13 protein-coding genes are annotated in these 16,059 nt (G+C 68.1%); 1 reads left to right on the plus strand and 12 read right to left on the minus strand.

Translation table 11 applies throughout. The annotated features are described in order from the left end of the window. Positions 1-23: 23 nt before the first annotated feature. The 4 genes from VD997_11055 to VD997_11070 all read right to left on the minus strand — a co-directional run bounded on the left by VD997_11055 (position 24) and on the right by VD997_11070 (position 4,972). A complete protein-coding gene (locus tag VD997_11055; GenBank protein HYE62521.1) occupies positions 24-707 on the minus strand; it encodes a hypothetical protein in 684 nt (227 codons plus the stop codon). 16 nt (positions 708-723) lie between these two features. Beyond that, the gene (locus VD997_11060; protein ID HYE62522.1) at positions 724-1,938 is read right to left on the minus strand and encodes a hypothetical protein; all 1,215 of its coding nucleotides are present in this window, start codon (positions 1,936-1,938) and stop codon (positions 724-726) included. A gap of 365 nt (positions 1,939-2,303) precedes the next feature. Further along, entirely contained in the window at positions 2,304-3,236 is a 933-nt protein-coding gene (locus VD997_11065) for a hypothetical protein (protein HYE62523.1), read from the minus strand. Between the two features lie 278 nt (positions 3,237-3,514). After that, on the minus strand, positions 3,515-4,972 hold the full coding sequence (locus tag VD997_11070; protein ID HYE62524.1) for a PQQ-binding-like beta-propeller repeat protein: 1,458 nt from the start codon (positions 4,970-4,972) through the stop codon (positions 3,515-3,517). Between the two features lie 407 nt (positions 4,973-5,379). On the opposite strand from VD997_11070, the gene VD997_11075 reads away from it, so the two are divergent. After that, complete coding sequence (locus VD997_11075; protein ID HYE62525.1) at positions 5,380-6,009, plus strand: hypothetical protein; 630 nt, start codon at positions 5,380-5,382, stop codon at positions 6,007-6,009. 120 nt (positions 6,010-6,129) lie between these two features. Here the strand turns inward: VD997_11075 and VD997_11080 are convergent, their stop codons facing one another. The 8 genes from VD997_11080 to VD997_11115 all read right to left on the minus strand — a co-directional run. After that, a complete protein-coding gene (locus VD997_11080) occupies positions 6,130-7,830 on the minus strand; it encodes a hypothetical protein (protein HYE62526.1) in 1,701 nt (566 codons plus the stop codon). Positions 7,831-7,872: 42 nt separating this feature from the next. Then, positions 7,873-8,292, minus strand: a complete 420-nt coding sequence (locus VD997_11085) for an ATP-binding protein (protein ID HYE62527.1) — start codon at positions 8,290-8,292, stop codon at positions 7,873-7,875. Between the two features lie 48 nt (positions 8,293-8,340). Then, positions 8,341-8,697, minus strand: coding sequence for an STAS domain-containing protein (locus VD997_11090; GenBank protein HYE62528.1), 357 nt, complete (start codon positions 8,695-8,697; stop codon positions 8,341-8,343). A 118-nt stretch (positions 8,698-8,815) separates the two neighbouring features. Continuing rightward, the gene (locus VD997_11095) at positions 8,816-12,301 is read right to left on the minus strand and encodes a hypothetical protein (protein ID HYE62529.1); all 3,486 of its coding nucleotides are present in this window, start codon (positions 12,299-12,301) and stop codon (positions 8,816-8,818) included. Positions 12,302-12,787: 486 nt separating this feature from the next. Further along, a complete protein-coding gene (locus VD997_11100; GenBank protein HYE62530.1) occupies positions 12,788-13,957 on the minus strand; it encodes a hypothetical protein in 1,170 nt (389 codons plus the stop codon). 586 nt (positions 13,958-14,543) lie between these two features. Further along, complete coding sequence (locus VD997_11105) at positions 14,544-15,230, minus strand: hypothetical protein (protein HYE62531.1); 687 nt, start codon at positions 15,228-15,230, stop codon at positions 14,544-14,546. Beyond that, on the minus strand, positions 15,220-15,879 hold the full coding sequence (locus tag VD997_11110) for a hypothetical protein (protein HYE62532.1): 660 nt from the start codon (positions 15,877-15,879) through the stop codon (positions 15,220-15,222). The genes VD997_11105 and VD997_11110 overlap by 11 nt, the downstream gene beginning before the upstream one ends. After that, on the minus strand, positions 15,876-16,059 hold a 184-nt coding region (locus tag VD997_11115), incomplete at its 5' end, for a hypothetical protein (protein HYE62533.1). The genes VD997_11115 and VD997_11110, both read right to left, overlap by 4 nt.

Raw genomic sequence — 16,059 nt, forward strand, 5'->3', positions numbered from 1 at the left:
CGGCCTTCCGTCTTGTCGTCAGTTCAGCAGGCCGACCCGCCCAGCACGCGGAAGAAGCTCTCGATGTCGGCGTCGGTGCCGTAATCGCCGTCGGCATTGAAGTCGCTGCTCCCGCATGTGGAGCAGCAGTTGCCCGCGAGGCAGGCGAAGAACGCCTCGATGTCTGCGTCGGTGCCGGAGTCGCCGTCGCCGTTGAAGTCCTGGCTGCCGCAGCCGGGGACCGTGCCCACGTACACGCTCGCGTCGTCGAGGTTGATCCAGCCGATGTTCTCGCCCCACGCGTAGCCGCGGAGGCGGCGGTCGAAGAAGTCGATGCGCGCGGGCTGCGGCGGGTCGGCCAGGGCGCCGCCGCCGAAGTTGATCCACCCGGCGTTCTCGCTCCAGGCAAAGCCGCTGAGGTGGCCGGTGGCGTTGTCGACATTGACGCCGTGGTCAAGGCCTGAGGTGTTGGCGTACTGGCCGGCGCTGCCCGGCCCATCACCCAGGGTGATCCAGCCGAGGTTCTCCGCCCACAGATGCCCCGCGAGGTACGAAGGCGCGATGGTCACGCTCGCCGACGACGAAGAGCCCCAGTTGATCCAGCCCGCGTTCTCGCCCCAGCAGAAGGTGTGCGCTGGGTCGATGGTGGCTTGAGCCCGCGCGTCGAACGCAATGGCTGCAAGACCTAGGGCTGCTGCGAGCACGGGTGCGGTGCGGATGGCGTTCATGGCGAGCCTCCGCAACTCAGGACACCAGGTTCGACCACGGGTTGCTCGAGCCATTGGCTGGGCGGATGTCGCCGGGGGGGCACATCGTGATGGGCCCGAAGGAGCTGCTGCCGAAGTCGAACGGCGGTGAGGCCGCGTCGTAGCCCTGGGCGCAGTTGCAGGTGCAGAGGCAGCGCGTCACGCTCGAGTCGACCACGACCGCCATGCTGACCGAGCCGCTGCCCCCACCGCCGCCCGCGAACTGGTTGCCGTCGATCAGGCAGCCGTCTGCGCCGGGCGCGACGTGGATGCCGATCGGGCAGTTGGAGAAGCTGTTCTCTTCGATGCAGCAGCGCCCGCCCGTGATCGTCAGGGCCGCGCTGCTCACCGGGCTGGGCACCGTGTTGGAGAACACGCAGTACCCGACGTTGCACTGCATCTGGCAGGTGGAGCCATGGCTGAGCACGCTCTTGCACTCGTCGAGGCAGCACTGGCTGCCGCAGGTGAACGCGGGACCCTGGTGGCTCAGCACATCGCAGCAGGTGATGCACGAGCCGTCGCCGCAGCGGATCGCGCCGCCGCTGCCGCCCACCACGGCACACTCCTCCACGCAGCTGCCCGAACCAACGCTGCACGCCTCACCTTCGCACTGCCGCCACTCGCAGTCGTAGACCTCGCTCCCCGGCCCGCAACGGGCGACCGAGTAGCCGGCGGGGCAGGTGCAGCGGCGGAACGTGCAGTCGCTCACGAAGGAACTGGGGCAGGTGCCCAGGTCAACGCACGCGGCCCCCGTCCAGCCGGTGAAGCACGCGTCATAGATCTCGATGTTCTGCCGCTCGGTGGCGGTGATGCAGGCCTGCGTGCCCTGCATGCCGCGGAAGTTGAAGCCCTGGCAGTCGAGGTCGACGTCGTCGCAGTCGATGCGGATGCAGCAGCGGCCCGGCTGGCCGGTGACGTCGCCGGTGAGGCAGTAGGCGCCGGGTTCGGTGATCACGAACATCGCGTCGGCGGAGGAGGGGCAGCTCTCAACGTTGCGCCGCGGCTCGGCGCAGCCGTTGGGCGTGCGCGTCACCTTGCGGTCGGTCAGCGAGAGCTGGCTGAAGATCTCCTGCGTGGTCTTGCCGGTGGACGTGATCGGCCCGGGGGGCGGGTCGAGCGGCCCGGCCTTCGCGGCGCGCGAGAGCATCGCGGCGCCCGCAAGACCAAGCCCGGCCAGGAGCAGACGACGGTCGGTACCAGATTCAGAATCCATTATTTGAACCCCTCTCGGGTGGACACGCTAGCAGAAACGCCGCAGGGGTCCAGCGATTTCGCGGACCGGCGTCGTTCTGACTTCCCGCGAGGGGCCGGTTTCTTGCAGCGGCACGACCACAATTCCAGAGTTTCCGAACTCCAGAGAATCAGGATTCAAAGGCAGGTCTCTCGCGGAGATCGCGGGGGCGCGGAGGAAGACAGGGGACCGGTTTGCAAGGCCCCTCAAAGTCTCAGGCTCTGTTCCGTTCTCCGCGCCCCCGCGCCCCTCGCGAGACCTGCCTTGACAAAGACCTGCCCTGAAACGAAACGGGGCCCGGCGAACCGGTGCCCCGTTCTCTTCTCGTTGTTCGTGTTCCGTTCTTGTCAGCAGTTCCCGCCGCCAAGGACCCGGAAGAAGGCTTCGATGTCCTGGTCCGTCGCGGCGTCGCCGTCGCTGTTGAAGTCGGCGCCGCCCACCCAGCAGGTCGGGCAGCAGTTGCCGCCGATGCATGCGAAGAACGCCTCGATGTCCTGGTCAGTGCCGGCGTCGCCGTCGCCGTTGAAGTCGCTGCTGCTGCACACGTGGGCAGTTGTCAGGGACGTCGAGGTGATCGCGTCCCAGCCCGTGTCCGAACTCGCCCCGCTGAACCCCGCGGCCTCGGTCCGTGCCCGGCAGGTGTAGTACACGGAGATGGTGTACTGCTTGTTGGGAAGCAGCAGGTTGCCCGGAAGCGTGAAGGCGCCGGCGTTGGGGGTGCTGTCCCCCTCGGCCACGATCTCGTCACCGTCGAATACAGCGATGAAGGTGTGACCGGTCACGCCGGTAGGCATGCTGAAGTTGCTGAGCGGAATGTCAAGGTCGTTGCGGATATCAACGTTCCGCAGGCCCGCGATGTTGGTAAACGCGGGCGGCAGGAGCGGGAACTGGTTGTTGCTCGAGTACTGGCGGAAGGCGTTCAGCGCTCCCATCGTGCCGCCCGAGACCTGGAACGCGTAGGTGCCGGTGGGGAACGCGGCGTTGCGGGCCGCGGCGGTGGTGTAGGTCGGCGAGGTGTACGAGAACTCCGAGCCCCGGTCCGTCATCGCCATTGGGGGCGTGATGCCGGTGGTGTGGACCGCGCTGGCGTTGGTGAAGTCGGCGGGGTTGCTGCTGACGATGCGGGTGTAGAAAGTGAAGGCGTACGCGGGCGTCGGGGTGGTGCCGTACTGCCAGTGGTAGTTGCTCGCGAACAGGTCGTAGCTGGTGATCGCCGCGCCGGCCTGGGTGGCGAGCGTGGCGGCAACGGCCGCGAGCAGGAAAGCTGAAGACTTCTTCATCGGACCTCCGTGACTTGGGCACGCATGGTCGTGGCCGAGGCTCACTTCCAGCGGTGCAGCCCAAGTTACGGGGTGGATGCTGGCCGGTTGATGGGGTATCTCCCCCCAATCAGAGCCCGGGCGTGCTCCTGAGAGCGTGAGAGCCGTTGAGCGGCCGCTAACGTGGCGCTCATCCTTGGGCCGGAGCCGCACACCTTGGGGAGTGCTCGAGACTGGCGCCGCAGAACATCAAGATGAGGACATCTCGATGGCACGCCGCAGTTGAGCTCGGCACTACCTCAGCACGGCCCCCCGCCCAGCACGCGGAAGAAGCTCTCGATGTCCTGGTCAGTCCCCGCGTCGCCGTCGGCGTTGAAGTCGCTGCCGCCCTCGAAGCAGGTCGCGCAGCAGCTCCCGCCCAGGCAGGCGAAGAAGGCCTCGATGTCCTGGTCGGTGCCAATGTCGCCGTCGCCGTTGTAGTCCGCCGTGCCGCAGGCGGGCGGGCGGTCGGTGCGGAGGGCGAAGATGTTGGTCCCCACGCCCGCGACCACCAGCGTGCCGCCCTCGCCCAGCGCGGGGGCGCCGATGTTGATGTTGGGCACGGGGATCGACCAGCGCTGCGTCAGGTCGGCATTGAACGAGTACAGCCGCCCGTTGCTGAAGGCGCCGTTGGAGAAGTACACCCGCCCATCGCGGTCCACCGCAAGACGGGGGGCGGCGAAGTCGGCGGGGATGCGGGCCTCAGTCTGGCTGATGAGCGCCCCGTCCGCGGCGGCGCGGCGCTCAATGAAGGCCGCGTTCTGCACCACCGGCCCCCACATGTATACGCTGCCGTCATTGCCCACGGCGAACTCGCTGCTGGTGGAGTACCCCGCGGGCGCCGACCAGCGGATGCTCATCTGCGAGCCGTTGTCGTTGATGGCGTAGAAGTAGTCCACCCCCGCGTTGTTCTGCACCCGCGAGAGGTAGATCGTGCCGTCGGGCGAGACCATCGGCGTGTTCTGAATGGTGAAACCCGCCATCACCGGGCTCTGGTACAGGAACGCGCCGGTGACCAGGTCGAACTTCTTGATCGCGTGCCCCCCCACCACCGCATCGGCCACGTACACGGCGCCGTTGTGGATGGCCCCGCCGCAGTTGCCGCTCACCGAGCCCACCCGCGCGGCCGTCCACACCGTCGTGCCGTCCTCGGCATTGATGCGCTTGATGGTGCGGAAGCTCGCGACCACCGGGTCGCCGTCATCGGCGAAGACCACGCCGTCGTACGGACCGGCGTCGATGAGGTCCTGGCTGCCGGTCGGCCACAGGTGGTTGCCGCTCGCCGCGTCAAGGGCCCACAGCTTGGCGCTCACCGTCGCGCCGTTGCCGCTGCGGGAGACGAACACGCGCCCGTGGCTGACGCCGGCGAGCCACGTGGTCCAGTCACCCTGATTGGCGGGGATGGTCTTGAACCACACCTCGTGGCCGTCATCAAGGTCCATGCACACCACGGGCGACCCCGTCTGCTCTGGCATGAACTGCGACTGCCGCACGACGAACACCCGGCGGCCCGCGATCACCGGCTGCCAGGCGATCATCGAGCTCCGCCCTCCCGTCCACAGCACGTCCGTTGCGCTATCCGGCCCCAGCTCGCTCGACAGGCCGTTGCGTCCCTGGTTGCCGCCCGCGTTGGTCCAGTCCCCGCCGCTAACGCTGAGCGCCAGCCCGGGGATGGTGGTGACAAGGGCGAGAAGGAACGCGCCGCGGGGTGTACGCATGGGGGCCTCCGTCGCGCCAGTGTACAGGCGTGTCAAGTAACCCTCTGGGTACCCCGTCCCGCCGAGACGGGCACGTCCTGTCGGCCTGCCCGCGGCACTCCCGTGGGCGCTCGAGGGACGGCGTGGCAACGCCGGACCTTGTGCGTTCCAGGACCTGACTGATTTGCAGCGCTCACCCGACCCCGAGCACCGCACGCCCCAGTCGGTTCTCCGATTGGCACATAAATCTGACATGGGCCGCACGAACGCAATCGCGGCTCAGCCGGGGGCGCTCGCGCATGGTCCGGGCTGATCACCGGCTCACGGCGATCACGCCCGCGCACAGCGGTCATCTGTCCCGCACCTTTGGCCCTGCACCGCCTTCGTGATTCCCCCGGCGGGGCTTGTTCATCCAAGGAGCTCGGACGATGAGAAACATTGCTGTACTGGCCGCACTGGCCCTGGCCGCGCCCGCGCTGGCGCAGCCGGTCACCCTTTCCTTCAGCCGCATCAACGGCAACGCCCCGGTGGACGTGGCCAGCCAGTTCACCGCCGTGGTGGACGACGGCCCGGGCGACACCGTGACCTTCCGCTTCACCAACAATGCCACGATCGCCAGCAGCATCATGTCGATCTACTTCGATGATCGCGCCGACCTGCTGGCCTTCGACTCGTTCGTGACACAGACGGGCACCAACTTCACCAGCGGTGGCGTGACCCCCCCCAATCTTCCCGGCGGGCAGAACCTCACCCCGCCCTTCCAGGCCGATGCCACCCTGAGCGTGGGCGCCTCGGGCAACCCGAACAACGGCATCAACGCCGCGGGTGATGTGCTGGTGGTGTCCTATGACCTGCTGGGCGGCAACAACTTCGCGGACGTGCTCGCGGCCCTCAACAGCGGGGCCCTGCGCATCGGCTTCCACGTGCAGTCCATCGGGGCCACGGGGGACAGCGACGCCTTCGTCAACAACCCGCCCAACGGCGTGATCCCGCTGCCCACCACCGCCGCCCTCGCGGCCGCGGGCCTGTGCGGGCTGGCGGTGCGGCGCCGCCGCTGAGCGGCCACACCATGATGGCGCACTCGCGCTGTCACGAGTCGGACATACAAGGGCCCGCGCGATCATCAGCGCGCGGGCCCTTTCCGTTGCTTTGCTGCTCAACCCACGCGGCGTTCTGGGTCAGCGGAGCTTCTGCAGCGTCACGTGCGCTTCCTGATCGATGTACACGACGATCTCTGGCTTGGACTGCGAGCGGATCCTGACGCGGAGCGAGTGCTGCCCGGATGACGGCAGCAGGTCACCGGGCCTGAGCACGCACATGCGGGTCTCGCGCGAGTCCACGTTGGAGGTGACCTCGCCACGCTTCTCGGAAACGTTCACGCCGGTTGTTGATTCGATCTGGTAGGCGCCATCAACGATGGCCTTGACAGCCCCCGCCGAGGTGTACGTGCCGCCTCGCTCCGCAAAGAGCTTGGCCACCTCCGGCGGCTGCTCCGCCTTCCACGACGCCTGCACTCCCAGCGGCCCAGCGGGAAGTGCCATCCGCACATGCTCGATCGCGGTGAGGAGCCCGGCCGCCTTTCCGTCGAACTCCACCTTCGGCGACGTGAGCGAGAAACGCGCCCGCGACTTCAGACCCTTCATCGCCGCCAACTCCTGCTCCCAGGCGGCCCGCTTCGACTCCGGAATACCCGCCTTGTCGCCGACGAACTCCGCAGAGAGCACCGACAGGTCACAGGCAGCCCACCCCCCGCTCACCTCCGCAACCGAAAGCGTGAACCGCAGCGCTACCTCCGGCTCCAGCGGCACCGGGTCCTGCTTGTCGGCGAACGCTTTCCGCTCGCCCTGCTTCAAGCGCAGCTCGTACTCGCCGATCTCGCCGATCTTCGGGCGTGGCGTCAGGTCGGCACGCGGCTCGATGCCCGCATCGATCACCTTCAGCGTGGGCTCGGGCGGCGCCTTCGACTCGCCCGCTGGCGGCTGCTCGCGCCGGACCTCGCTCACGATCACGGTCCACGCCTGCGTCTCCGTGCTGGAGACCGGCCGCCCTTCGACCATCTCCACGGAGGTGATCTCCCGCTGCACGCGCCCAGCGGTGGGCAGCAGCGTCTTCGGGTTCACGCGAACGAGGCTTGAGTACGACACCCTGGGGCTGTTCATCAGCCTCCCCACTGCCACGCCGCCCATCACCTCTGGGAACGCCCCCTGCTGTCGCGAGCGCCGCACTTCAAGCTCGTCGCCGCGGGACGTGAGCTCGAAGGTTTCGATGTCGTCCGCCGGGGGCTCCTCGAGCGTACGGTCGCCGAAGTACAGCGCCGGCGCCGACCAACGCGCTCCCGTTCCAACCGGCTCCGCGGGGTAGGGCCCGAACAACGCCGCGATGGGGAGCAGGATGTGCTCCACGCTGGTGCCGTGGGCCTCATCCTTCAGCCGCAGCCCCGTCGGGAGCGCATGGTCAGGCAGCAGGAACTCGCCCTGGGAACCCTTGAACCCCGCCTCGATCATGCGGCTGAGGGCGTCCGTCGCCCGCTTGCCGTCGGCGGTCAGGAACGCAAGGTCCTGCACTTTTACGAACACGCGGTAACCGCCCGGCTCCTTGCCCGCGACTGTGAGCTGGACCTCGAAGCGCTCCCTCTTGAGCACGTTCGTGCTCTTCTTCCCGTCGGCTTCGCCCTTCGTGCTGCTGATCTTGACGTCAACCTCGCACTGCAGCCTGGTGCCGTCGGGGATGGCGTAGGCCAGCACGCGGGCTGCCTCACCCGCGCCGGGCTTCATGAGCTTGACCGCCGGCGTGCCCCCGCCCTGCTTCTCACGCGACAGCTGCCCCGCGGCGGCCGAAACCAACAGCCCGAGCACCAGCCCAGCAACGAAGATTCGCATGTGTGTTCCTGATAGAAAAGAATCACCCACCATGAACAGAGATCATGGCCGCTGGTACACCATCCGCAGCACGTTCCCGCTGGCGCTGTACTCTGCGATGCTCATGTAGGCGCGGATGAGCAGCAGGCCGCGCCCGCAGCCGCGTTCGAGGTTTTCATCGAGCGTGGGGTCGGGGATGCTGGCGGGGTCGAAGCCGGGCCCGCGGTCCTCGATCTCAATCTCCGCGTGGTCGTCGGCGACGGTGTACTCGAAGCGCACGGGCTGGTCGGGCAGGTTCTTGTGGCCGTGGACGAAGGCGTTGGTGAGGGCCTCGTGGACGGCGAGCCGCACGGCAAAGAGCGAGGCCTTGGGGTAGCCGCGCTTCTCGAGCTCGGCGACCAGGTCGTTCTGTGCGCTGTCGATGGCGGCCCGCTCGTTGATGAGCTCGAGTCGGAGGTGCGAGGGTGGGAGCGCGGCGGCCATCACGCGTGCATCGTGGTTCGGTGGGCGCGGGGGCGCGCCGGTTGGCTGTCAGGCCAGGCTCTTGATCGCCTCTTCCGCGGTGGGGTGGATGCTGAAGAGCTTGTTGAGGCGGGTGATGGTGAAGACCTCGTAGATCTGCGGGTCGATGTTGCTGAGCCGCAGCTGGCCCTGCCGCTGCTTCACGCGGTTGTTGATGGTGATCAGCGTGCCCAGGGCCGCGGAGGAGAGGTGCTCGACGTTGGCGAAGGAGAGCAGCAGCTTGGGGTTGGGCGTGGCGTCGACGAGGGCGGCGATCTCGTCGCCGATGACCTGGATGTTGCCCTCGTCCAGGATGTTGCGGTCGAGGAACTCCACCTGCGTGACGTCGTTGATGCGCTTGACCCGGATGCGTGACTCGGGGGGCATGGAGGCTCTCCTGTGGCCGCGATTCTAGCGGGTTCTGGGCGTTGGTGGGTCCTGCCGCTGGAACGAAAAAGGCCCGGGCAGGAGCGCCCGGGCCTTTGGGTTTGACAGCAGGATCAACTCAGGGGGTCGTGTAGTAGCGGAACGCCTCGGAGTTGCCGGGGAACGCGCGCTCCTCCTCCTCGTTCTGGATGAGGATGGTGGGCTTGAGCAGGATGAGCAGGGTCTGCTCTTCCTTGCTGGTGATGCGGTTGCTGAAGAAGCGGTTGAGCACCGGCACCTTGCTCAGCACCGGCACGCCCGTCTCCACCTCCTGCTCGGTGACCAGGCGCTGGCCGCCGAGGAGGATGGTGCCCTGGTCGGGCACGGTCACCGTCGTCTGCACGCGGGTGACGGTCACGGTGGGACGCTGGATGAAGCTCTGCGTCGCCGCGGAGTTCACCAGCTGGCCGCCGGCGACGGCGGAGATCGGGGTGTTCTGGAACCCCTCGACCTTGGCCACCGCGGCGTCGATGTTCAGCGTCACATAGCGGCGGTCGGCCGAGACGGTGCCCTCCACCAGCATGCGGACGCCCTCGGTCACGGCGTCGACCGTGGGGTCGAAGCCGACCGCCGACTCGCTGACCACCGGCTGGAGGTCAGACACGAAGGCGATCTGCGTGGCGACGTAGATGTTGGACGTCTGGCCGTTGGTGAAGGTCAGGCGCGGGGCGGTCAGGGCGACCGTGCGGCGGTCGGCCTGCGTGGCCTTGATCAGGAAGTCGACCTGGATGTCGTCCAGGAACTGGCCCGCGATGCCCATCGCGGGGGCCGAGCCCAGCACGCTGTTAGCGAAGGAGCCGGAGGACAGGCCCTCAGTCAGGCCCAGGCTGTTCTGCCCCACGCCGATGGGCGAGAGGTGGCTGGGGCGCTGGCCGTAGAAGTTGCCGGCGGCCTCGTTGCCGGTGATGGTGCCGTCGGCGTTGAGGTCGACGTCGGGCCTGCTGTAGACGCCGCCCTGGTACCCGCCCTGGGTGAAGTCGAAGAAGTCGGACGCCTGAGCGTCGCGGCGCTGGCCGCGGGCGGCGCGGACCTGGTTGTTGTTGGCGTTGAAGTACACGTCGATGTCGAAGCCGACCTGCTCGAAGAAGTCCTGGCTGACGAGCAGGAAGCGGGTCTCGACGTTGATCTGCATGCTGCGCACATCGCGGAGCTTGCGGAGCAGGCCCTGCACGGCACGGTGGTTGGCGGGCGTGTTGGTGATGATCAGGCTGCCCTGCAGCTCCTGGATCGCGCCGACATCGCCGCCGTTGGCCTGCCAACCCGTGGTGTCCACGTTGGTCGTGATGATGTCAACGATGTCCTGCGTGCGCTCCTGGAGCGTGCGCCGGGGCGGGGGCTGCTGGTTGTTGTCGCGGAAGGGCGACTGGCCGCCACCGCCGCCGCCGCGACCGCCCTGGTTCTGCAGCACGGTCTGCAGGTCGAACTCGGGGGCGTTGGCGTAGTCGGGCACCTCGATGAGCAGGTCGCGGATGTCGTAGATCGACAGGACCTTGTTCTTGTTGATCTGCTCGCGGCTGCTGATCGTGAGCACGCCGTTCTGGATCGCCCAGGCGGCGCCGCTGGTGGGGTCCTGGCTGACCTTCTCCACGATGCGGTCGAGCACGGTCTCGATGCTGACGTTGGTGAGCTTGAGCGTCACCGGCGTCTCGGCGTCAATGCCCTTGGTCTCCAGCTGCGGCCAGTCGACGTCCATGTTGACGTTGGCGACCTGCTCGATGTAGGTGAAGACCGCCGAGAGGGGGTTCTCGGTGAAGTTCGCGGGGATGCGCTTGGTCTGCAGGGTCGCCAGCACGCGCCGGTTCTCCTCAGCGTCGGCGAAAGCGGCGGGCTCGCCGCGGCTGTAGGTGATCTTGGGCCAGTCGCTGGGGTAATCGAGGATGTTCAGCGGCGCGATGAGCGCGTCCTGGTTATCCAGGCTCTGGTTGGCGTAGGAGTAGCGCTTGGTGCGCTGGGTGTCGTAGTAGATCGTGTACATCTTCGCGTCGGTCAGCACGTCGCGAAGGATCAGGCCGGTGGGATTGATGGGGTCCAGGAACAGGATCTGGTCCACGACCTGCAGGGCCTCGTCGTACTTCATCTCGCGCTGCAGGGCGCGGACGCGGGCGAGGGACTCGTTGATCTTGGCCTCGCGCTCGAGGATGGCGACGCGGCGGGCCTCCTCGGCCTGCACCCGCAGCTCGGTCTCGGTGATCTGAATGCGGACGCGGTCGGCCTCCAGGCGGGCCGTGTCGATCTCCGTCCGCAGGGCGTTGGCCTCGGCCATCCGCTGGTCGTACTCGCTCTGCGAGAAGTACTGGGCGCTGCTGTTGATCTCCAGGCGAGCGGCGGCGACGAGGTCGACGGCGGTGTTGAAGTCGCCGGTCTGCAGGGCGCGCCGGGCCCGCTCCATGTTGTTGATGAAGCCGGCCACCGCGTTGTCGTGGCGCAGCTTGTTGCGGGCGGCGATGTCGATCAGGTCGGTGGGGTTGCCCTCGTGCAGGCGGGTGCGGGCCTCGGCCATGCGGTTGCGGGCCATGTTCGACTCTTCGCCCGTGAGCCACTGGCCGTACTCGGTCAGGGCGCGGTTGTACTTGGCGGCGGCGTTGTTGTACTGGGCGGCGTCGAAGTGCTGGTTCGCCTCGGCGAGGATGGCCTGCGCCTCAAGGCGGCGGGCGCGGTTAATCGGGTCGCTCTCGGGCTGCACGGGCGCCGGCGCGGGCTCCGTCAGGGGCGTGGTGGCCGGGGCGGGTGCGGGGGCCGCGGGCTGGTCCGGGACCGGATCAACCGGCTGCGCGGGGGCCGGGGCTGGGTTGGACGGGGCGGGCTCGGACGGGGGCGTTGCGGGCGGGGTCTCGGGCTGCGCCGGCTGCGGGTCGCGCGGGCGGATCACGCCCGGCTGCATCATGCCCGCGCTCGCACGGAACAGCGAGCCCTGCTTGGTCTCGAGGTCCACGATCTTCGTCTGGTAGGAGACGATCGTGTCCTCCTGCACCTCGCTCAGTTCCGCGCCGGAGCGGTACACGGCGTCGAGGGCCGCCTTGGCGTCGGCGTAGCGGCCGGCATCGAAGTCGCCCTTGGCCTGGGCGATCAGGCCCGCCACGTGCGGCACCATCTCGGTGCGCTTGGCCTTCACCTGCTCCATGAGGCCCCTGGCCTCGTCGTCCTGGGCGCGGGTGGCCTTCGCGTTGGTCGCCACCGCGGCCAGCTGCCGCTCGGCCATGCGGAGGTCGCCGCGCTCCACGGCGTCGGCGGCGGTCTGCAGGCTCAGCTCCACCGGCGAGAGCGCCTTGATGCGGCGGTTGGCGTTGGTGAGGATGTTCAGGGCCCGCGTGCGCTCCTCATCGGAGAGCGTCAGCCCGCCCTCGCTGGTCAGCCCCGCCACAAGCGTCTTGGCCTGCACGAACTTGCCCGCGGCCACAAGGTCCGCCGCCTTGTCGAGCGTGGCCTTGGCCCCGCTGCTCTGCTTTGGAGCATCGGTCGTGGTGTCGGGCGTGCTCTGCGCCATCGCGTAAGGCGCGGCGTACGCCGCGACGGCCAGGCCGGCGGCGGCGAGCAGGGTGCGGACCGAGCGTGGGGAGCTGTGCATGCGTCGTCTCCAGAAACTCAACCACTGACCGCCGGAACTTCCGGCACCGGAACACCGGCCTCGCGCCGGGAGCGCCGGCCACAGAACACTGAGTCCGCTGGCCTGCATCCAGGCAGCTTCGCAGCGTCGCGCCGGTTCACGTGTTCCCCTCAGCCCAAGCCCTTCACAGGCCGCGTGCCCGGGGCTGCGTACGCGGCAGCGACACCCGGGCGGCGCATCAAGGCTGGCAGGGAACGCCCCTCCGCCGCGTCCATCCCGCGCACCAGCGCGGAGCAGTCACAGCGTTTCGGGCACGTGCAAGTCGGTATGGCTACCGACGCGCACCGGTTCCGGCCGAGTGCGGAAGATAATGACTGGCGCGGGGGGATGCAAACCGGAAGGCAAAAGGTCCAAAGGGCAAATCGGCAAAGGGCAAGTCAGAACCCCGTACCGATCCCTTCCGGCAATGCCATTTGCCCTTTGCCATTTGCCCAGTTGCTCTTTTTCTCACGCCAGCCACCGCGCCGAGTGCACGCCCCCACCCCCACCGCCGCCACTCTCACTTCCGCCCGTACCCCCGCGCAGACGCCGCGGGTCGTTGCCCGTAACCCTCCGCCCGACCGACGCTTGCGCCGCGTCCATCAGCTTCTGCAGCAGCTCGTCGCTCACGCGGTCCGCGGCCACGATGACCGCGTCCTCCCACGTCACCTCTTCCTCCGGGGCGTCGTTGGGGGTGGTCGGGGTCTCGGGGGCCTTGGTGGTCCCGGCCGCCTCCGCAATAGGAGCGATAGGACTCATAGGACTCACAGGACCTTTGGCGTCCGGCGGGTCCAGGCTCACCAGTTCGTCCACGGCGTCGAAGGCGACCTCCTCGGCCTCGCGCAGGTTCGGCGCATCGACTAAGACCTCGGCGTACCGCGCCGGCTTGTGCTCGTACTCGCACCGCACGATCACCCGCCACGGCGTCACGCCCAGGTCCCGCCCCTCGTCGTCGATGTTCGTGTCCGGATCAACATTGAGCAGCAGCGACCACTCGTCCTTGAGCCGCTCCACGATCTCCTCCTGGCTCAGCAGGTCGGGCTTGTCGCTGGGCACCATCAGCACCCCGCGGTGCTCGTGGGCCGCGGCGTCGGCGCCGGCGGGCTCCTCCACCTGCTCGAGGTCGAAGGCCGCGAGGATCTTCTCCACCTTCTCCTTGATCCCCGGCTCACACCGCAGCGTGATGATCTTGTGCTCGTCGATGAAGATGTAGAAGAACGGCTCCTCGCTCATCGCCCCGAAGCCGCACATCCCGTCCTCGAAGAGGAAGTCCCTGAACCGCCGCACCGCGTCCGTAAACCGGTCCAGCCCCACCAGGTCGTACGAGATGTAAGGATCAATCTCGCGGTACGCGTCGTGCCCCAGCACATCCAGGATCGGGTACACCCGCCCCGGGAAGAGGCTGAACAGCATGCGGCACAAGGGCTCCACCCGCTCGGCGCTGATCACCGCGTCGTACACGTAGCGGTCGGGCCACTCCTCCCACTCGCCCGACTCGTCGTCCCCGTCCGCAGGCTCAAAGTGCACGCTGTACCCCTGCCGCGGCGTCAGCGGCTCCACCGGGTACGCCCCCAGCGGGAACTGGAAGTTCCCCGATGTGATCCGCTGGATGCTGGGGTCGGCCTTGCAGGTGATCATGCGAGGGGGGAGTGTAAGTCGCGTGAAGGTGCCACGACCGTGCCCCCCGTGCCACGACCGTGCTCTGACGGTCGTGGCCTTCAAAGCCGGTCATCGGGAGTTCCCGGACCCTGCCCGCGCCCCCCCTCCCCAACGTGATGGTGCCAAGAACCGCGTTCACAGAGCCGCAGCGGGGCTGATTCGGGGGGCGTTGTGGTCTGAAGGTGCTCCATTCACACGTGCGAATGGAGCTCACGCACGTGCCGATGCTCCTCAGCCACGTGCGTTTGCTCCTCAATCACGTGCGAATGCTCCTGAGTCACGTGCGTTTGCTCCTCCGTCACGTGCAAACGCCCCTGGAGCACGTGCGTGAGCTCCGCCCTCACGTGCGAGCGCCGCCCCATCACGTGCGAGGCCCGACCCCGCGGTTGCGTGTGTAACGAGCCCCGAACGCAGTGAGCGGGCCCTTTGTGCCGCCCTGCGTACAGGGTTCCACCCAGCACCTGTCACTGCGTTCCGGGCTCGTTGCGAACGTCCCCCGCGCGCCCGCACAAAATCGGCCGACCCGCTGGTGTCGGTCAAGCGGTCCAAGCCACACGGCGACGCCCTACCGACACCTTCGCGGAGCGTCCCAAGTGGCCTTTGCCTCGACATCCCAGCGCCAGCCGGAATCAGTGCCGTGAAAGTCCACCGTGATGTCGCTGCGTCTCTCGATGCTGCCCCAGGTGTACACCTGCGTTCGGGTCCACACGGAGGGCGTGTGTGCCTGCTGATCCAACCACACCTCGTGCGATGCGCGGACCAGCCGTGATGCCGGGGGTGGCGCGACGTCGTACATCCATGAGTACCGGTGATGGGCAGTGCCGCGATAGATCACGGTCTCAACATCTTGGGAGTGTTCAACGATCTCCCTCATCCGGTTCGGCACGTACGCGTCCCGCACCAGCCAGGAACCGGTGACCGTTGCAAGCTGGCACGCGAGCGAAGGCGGGAGCAGCTTGCCCCACGCCCCGGCACCGCACGGATACTCAGCCGACGCCGTCGTCGCCCCCTTCTCGGCCGAGTGCGACACGATGTACTCACGCGCCACCGTGCCGTCGGAAGACCGGCCCCACATCGGCGCGGTGTCTCCAACCCGCCGCACGTCCTGGCGGAGCCGAGTTGCGGACATCAGCGCAAGCGACTCGTATTCGGGCGTGCCGTCCGTGCTCTCAACCACCCGCACCCGGGCGAATGGGTGGCTCATGAACGTCGACATCAGTGCACGGCAGGCGGCCTTCTTGTCACTGGTCATACCGGCCACACTCCGAGGCGTTTGGGGGCGCGGGCTGCATCGCCCGGGTGATGCAGAGAGCTCTCACCCCCCCGCACTCCGGGCACGGCGCATCACTCGCGATCCCGCTGCGGTCGTAGCCGCACGTGAAGCAGCGGCCCTTGCGTCGACGCCTCCGCCCACGCGCGAACGCGAAAGACTCCACTACCCCCAGCAGCACGCCCGCCGCGAGGAGGGTGTTGAGGGCGAAGCCGAGGGGGAGGATCACCATCGGGAGGAACCGGCGGTCACCGGGGAGAGACGTCCAGGGGGCGGGCACGTCGATGGCGGTGCTGACGACAACCTCACCGCCCACGGTTTCCATCATGAAGTCGTGACGCAAGGACCGCAGGGGCCACCCATAGTCCGTCACGATCCGCCAGCGGACTTCGTCTTCGGTCTTCCACGGCGCGACGAAGTCCCGCACCGTGCGCCCACGGTCGGCGAACTCCCAAATTTGGTGCCACTCCGGTGCGCCCGGCGGCCGCTCCTTCGGGATGTTCGGAGTCATTGGAGGCGGCAGCTGGTTCCGTTTCAGCCCGAACCCCCACGCCACCCCCCACGTCACCGCCGCGCCCGCGAGCAGGCACACCCCCACGCGGGCAAGCTTGATGGCCCAGTGCTTCCTCACGCCTTCCCCCCGCACTCCGGGCACGCCGCGTCAACTGCGATCCCGCCGCGGTCGTAGCCGCACGAGGGGCAACGGCCTTTGTTGCGCCGCCTCCGCCGCCGCGTGAACGCGACGCCCTCGATGAGGCCCAGCGTCACGCCGGCGTAGAGGAGAGTGTTGAGGGTGAAGCCGAGGGGGAGG

Source organism: Phycisphaerales bacterium, assembly GCA_035627955.1.
Lineage (GTDB): Bacteria > Planctomycetota > Phycisphaerae > Phycisphaerales > UBA1924 > JAEYTB01.

Bases quoted from the DNA above. Each gene is read 5' to 3' on its own strand.
- VD997_11070 (HYE62524.1), bottom strand. From the start codon at position 4,972: ATGCGTACACCCCGCGGCGCGTTCCTTCTCGCCCTTGTCACCACCATC.
- VD997_11065 (HYE62523.1), bottom strand. From the start codon at position 3,236: ATGAAGAAGTCTTCAGCTTTCCTGCTCGCGGCCGTTGCCGCCACGCTC.
- VD997_11090 (HYE62528.1), bottom strand. From the start codon at position 8,697: ATGCCCCCCGAGTCACGCATCCGGGTCAAGCGCATCAACGACGTCACG.
- VD997_11075 (HYE62525.1), top strand. From the start codon at position 5,380: ATGAGAAACATTGCTGTACTGGCCGCACTGGCCCTGGCCGCGCCCGCG.
- VD997_11060 (HYE62522.1), bottom strand. From the start codon at position 1,938: ATGGATTCTGAATCTGGTACCGACCGTCGTCTGCTCCTGGCCGGGCTT.
- VD997_11100 (HYE62530.1), bottom strand. From the start codon at position 13,957: ATGATCACCTGCAAGGCCGACCCCAGCATCCAGCGGATCACATCGGGG.
- VD997_11055 (HYE62521.1), bottom strand. From the start codon at position 707: ATGAACGCCATCCGCACCGCACCCGTGCTCGCAGCAGCCCTAGGTCTT.
- VD997_11105 (HYE62531.1), bottom strand. From the start codon at position 15,230: ATGACCAGTGACAAGAAGGCCGCCTGCCGTGCACTGATGTCGACGTTC.
- VD997_11080 (HYE62526.1), bottom strand. From the start codon at position 7,830: ATGCGAATCTTCGTTGCTGGGCTGGTGCTCGGGCTGTTGGTTTCGGCC.
- VD997_11085 (HYE62527.1), bottom strand. From the start codon at position 8,292: ATGGCCGCCGCGCTCCCACCCTCGCACCTCCGACTCGAGCTCATCAAC.
- VD997_11095 (HYE62529.1), bottom strand. From the start codon at position 12,301: ATGCACAGCTCCCCACGCTCGGTCCGCACCCTGCTCGCCGCCGCCGGC.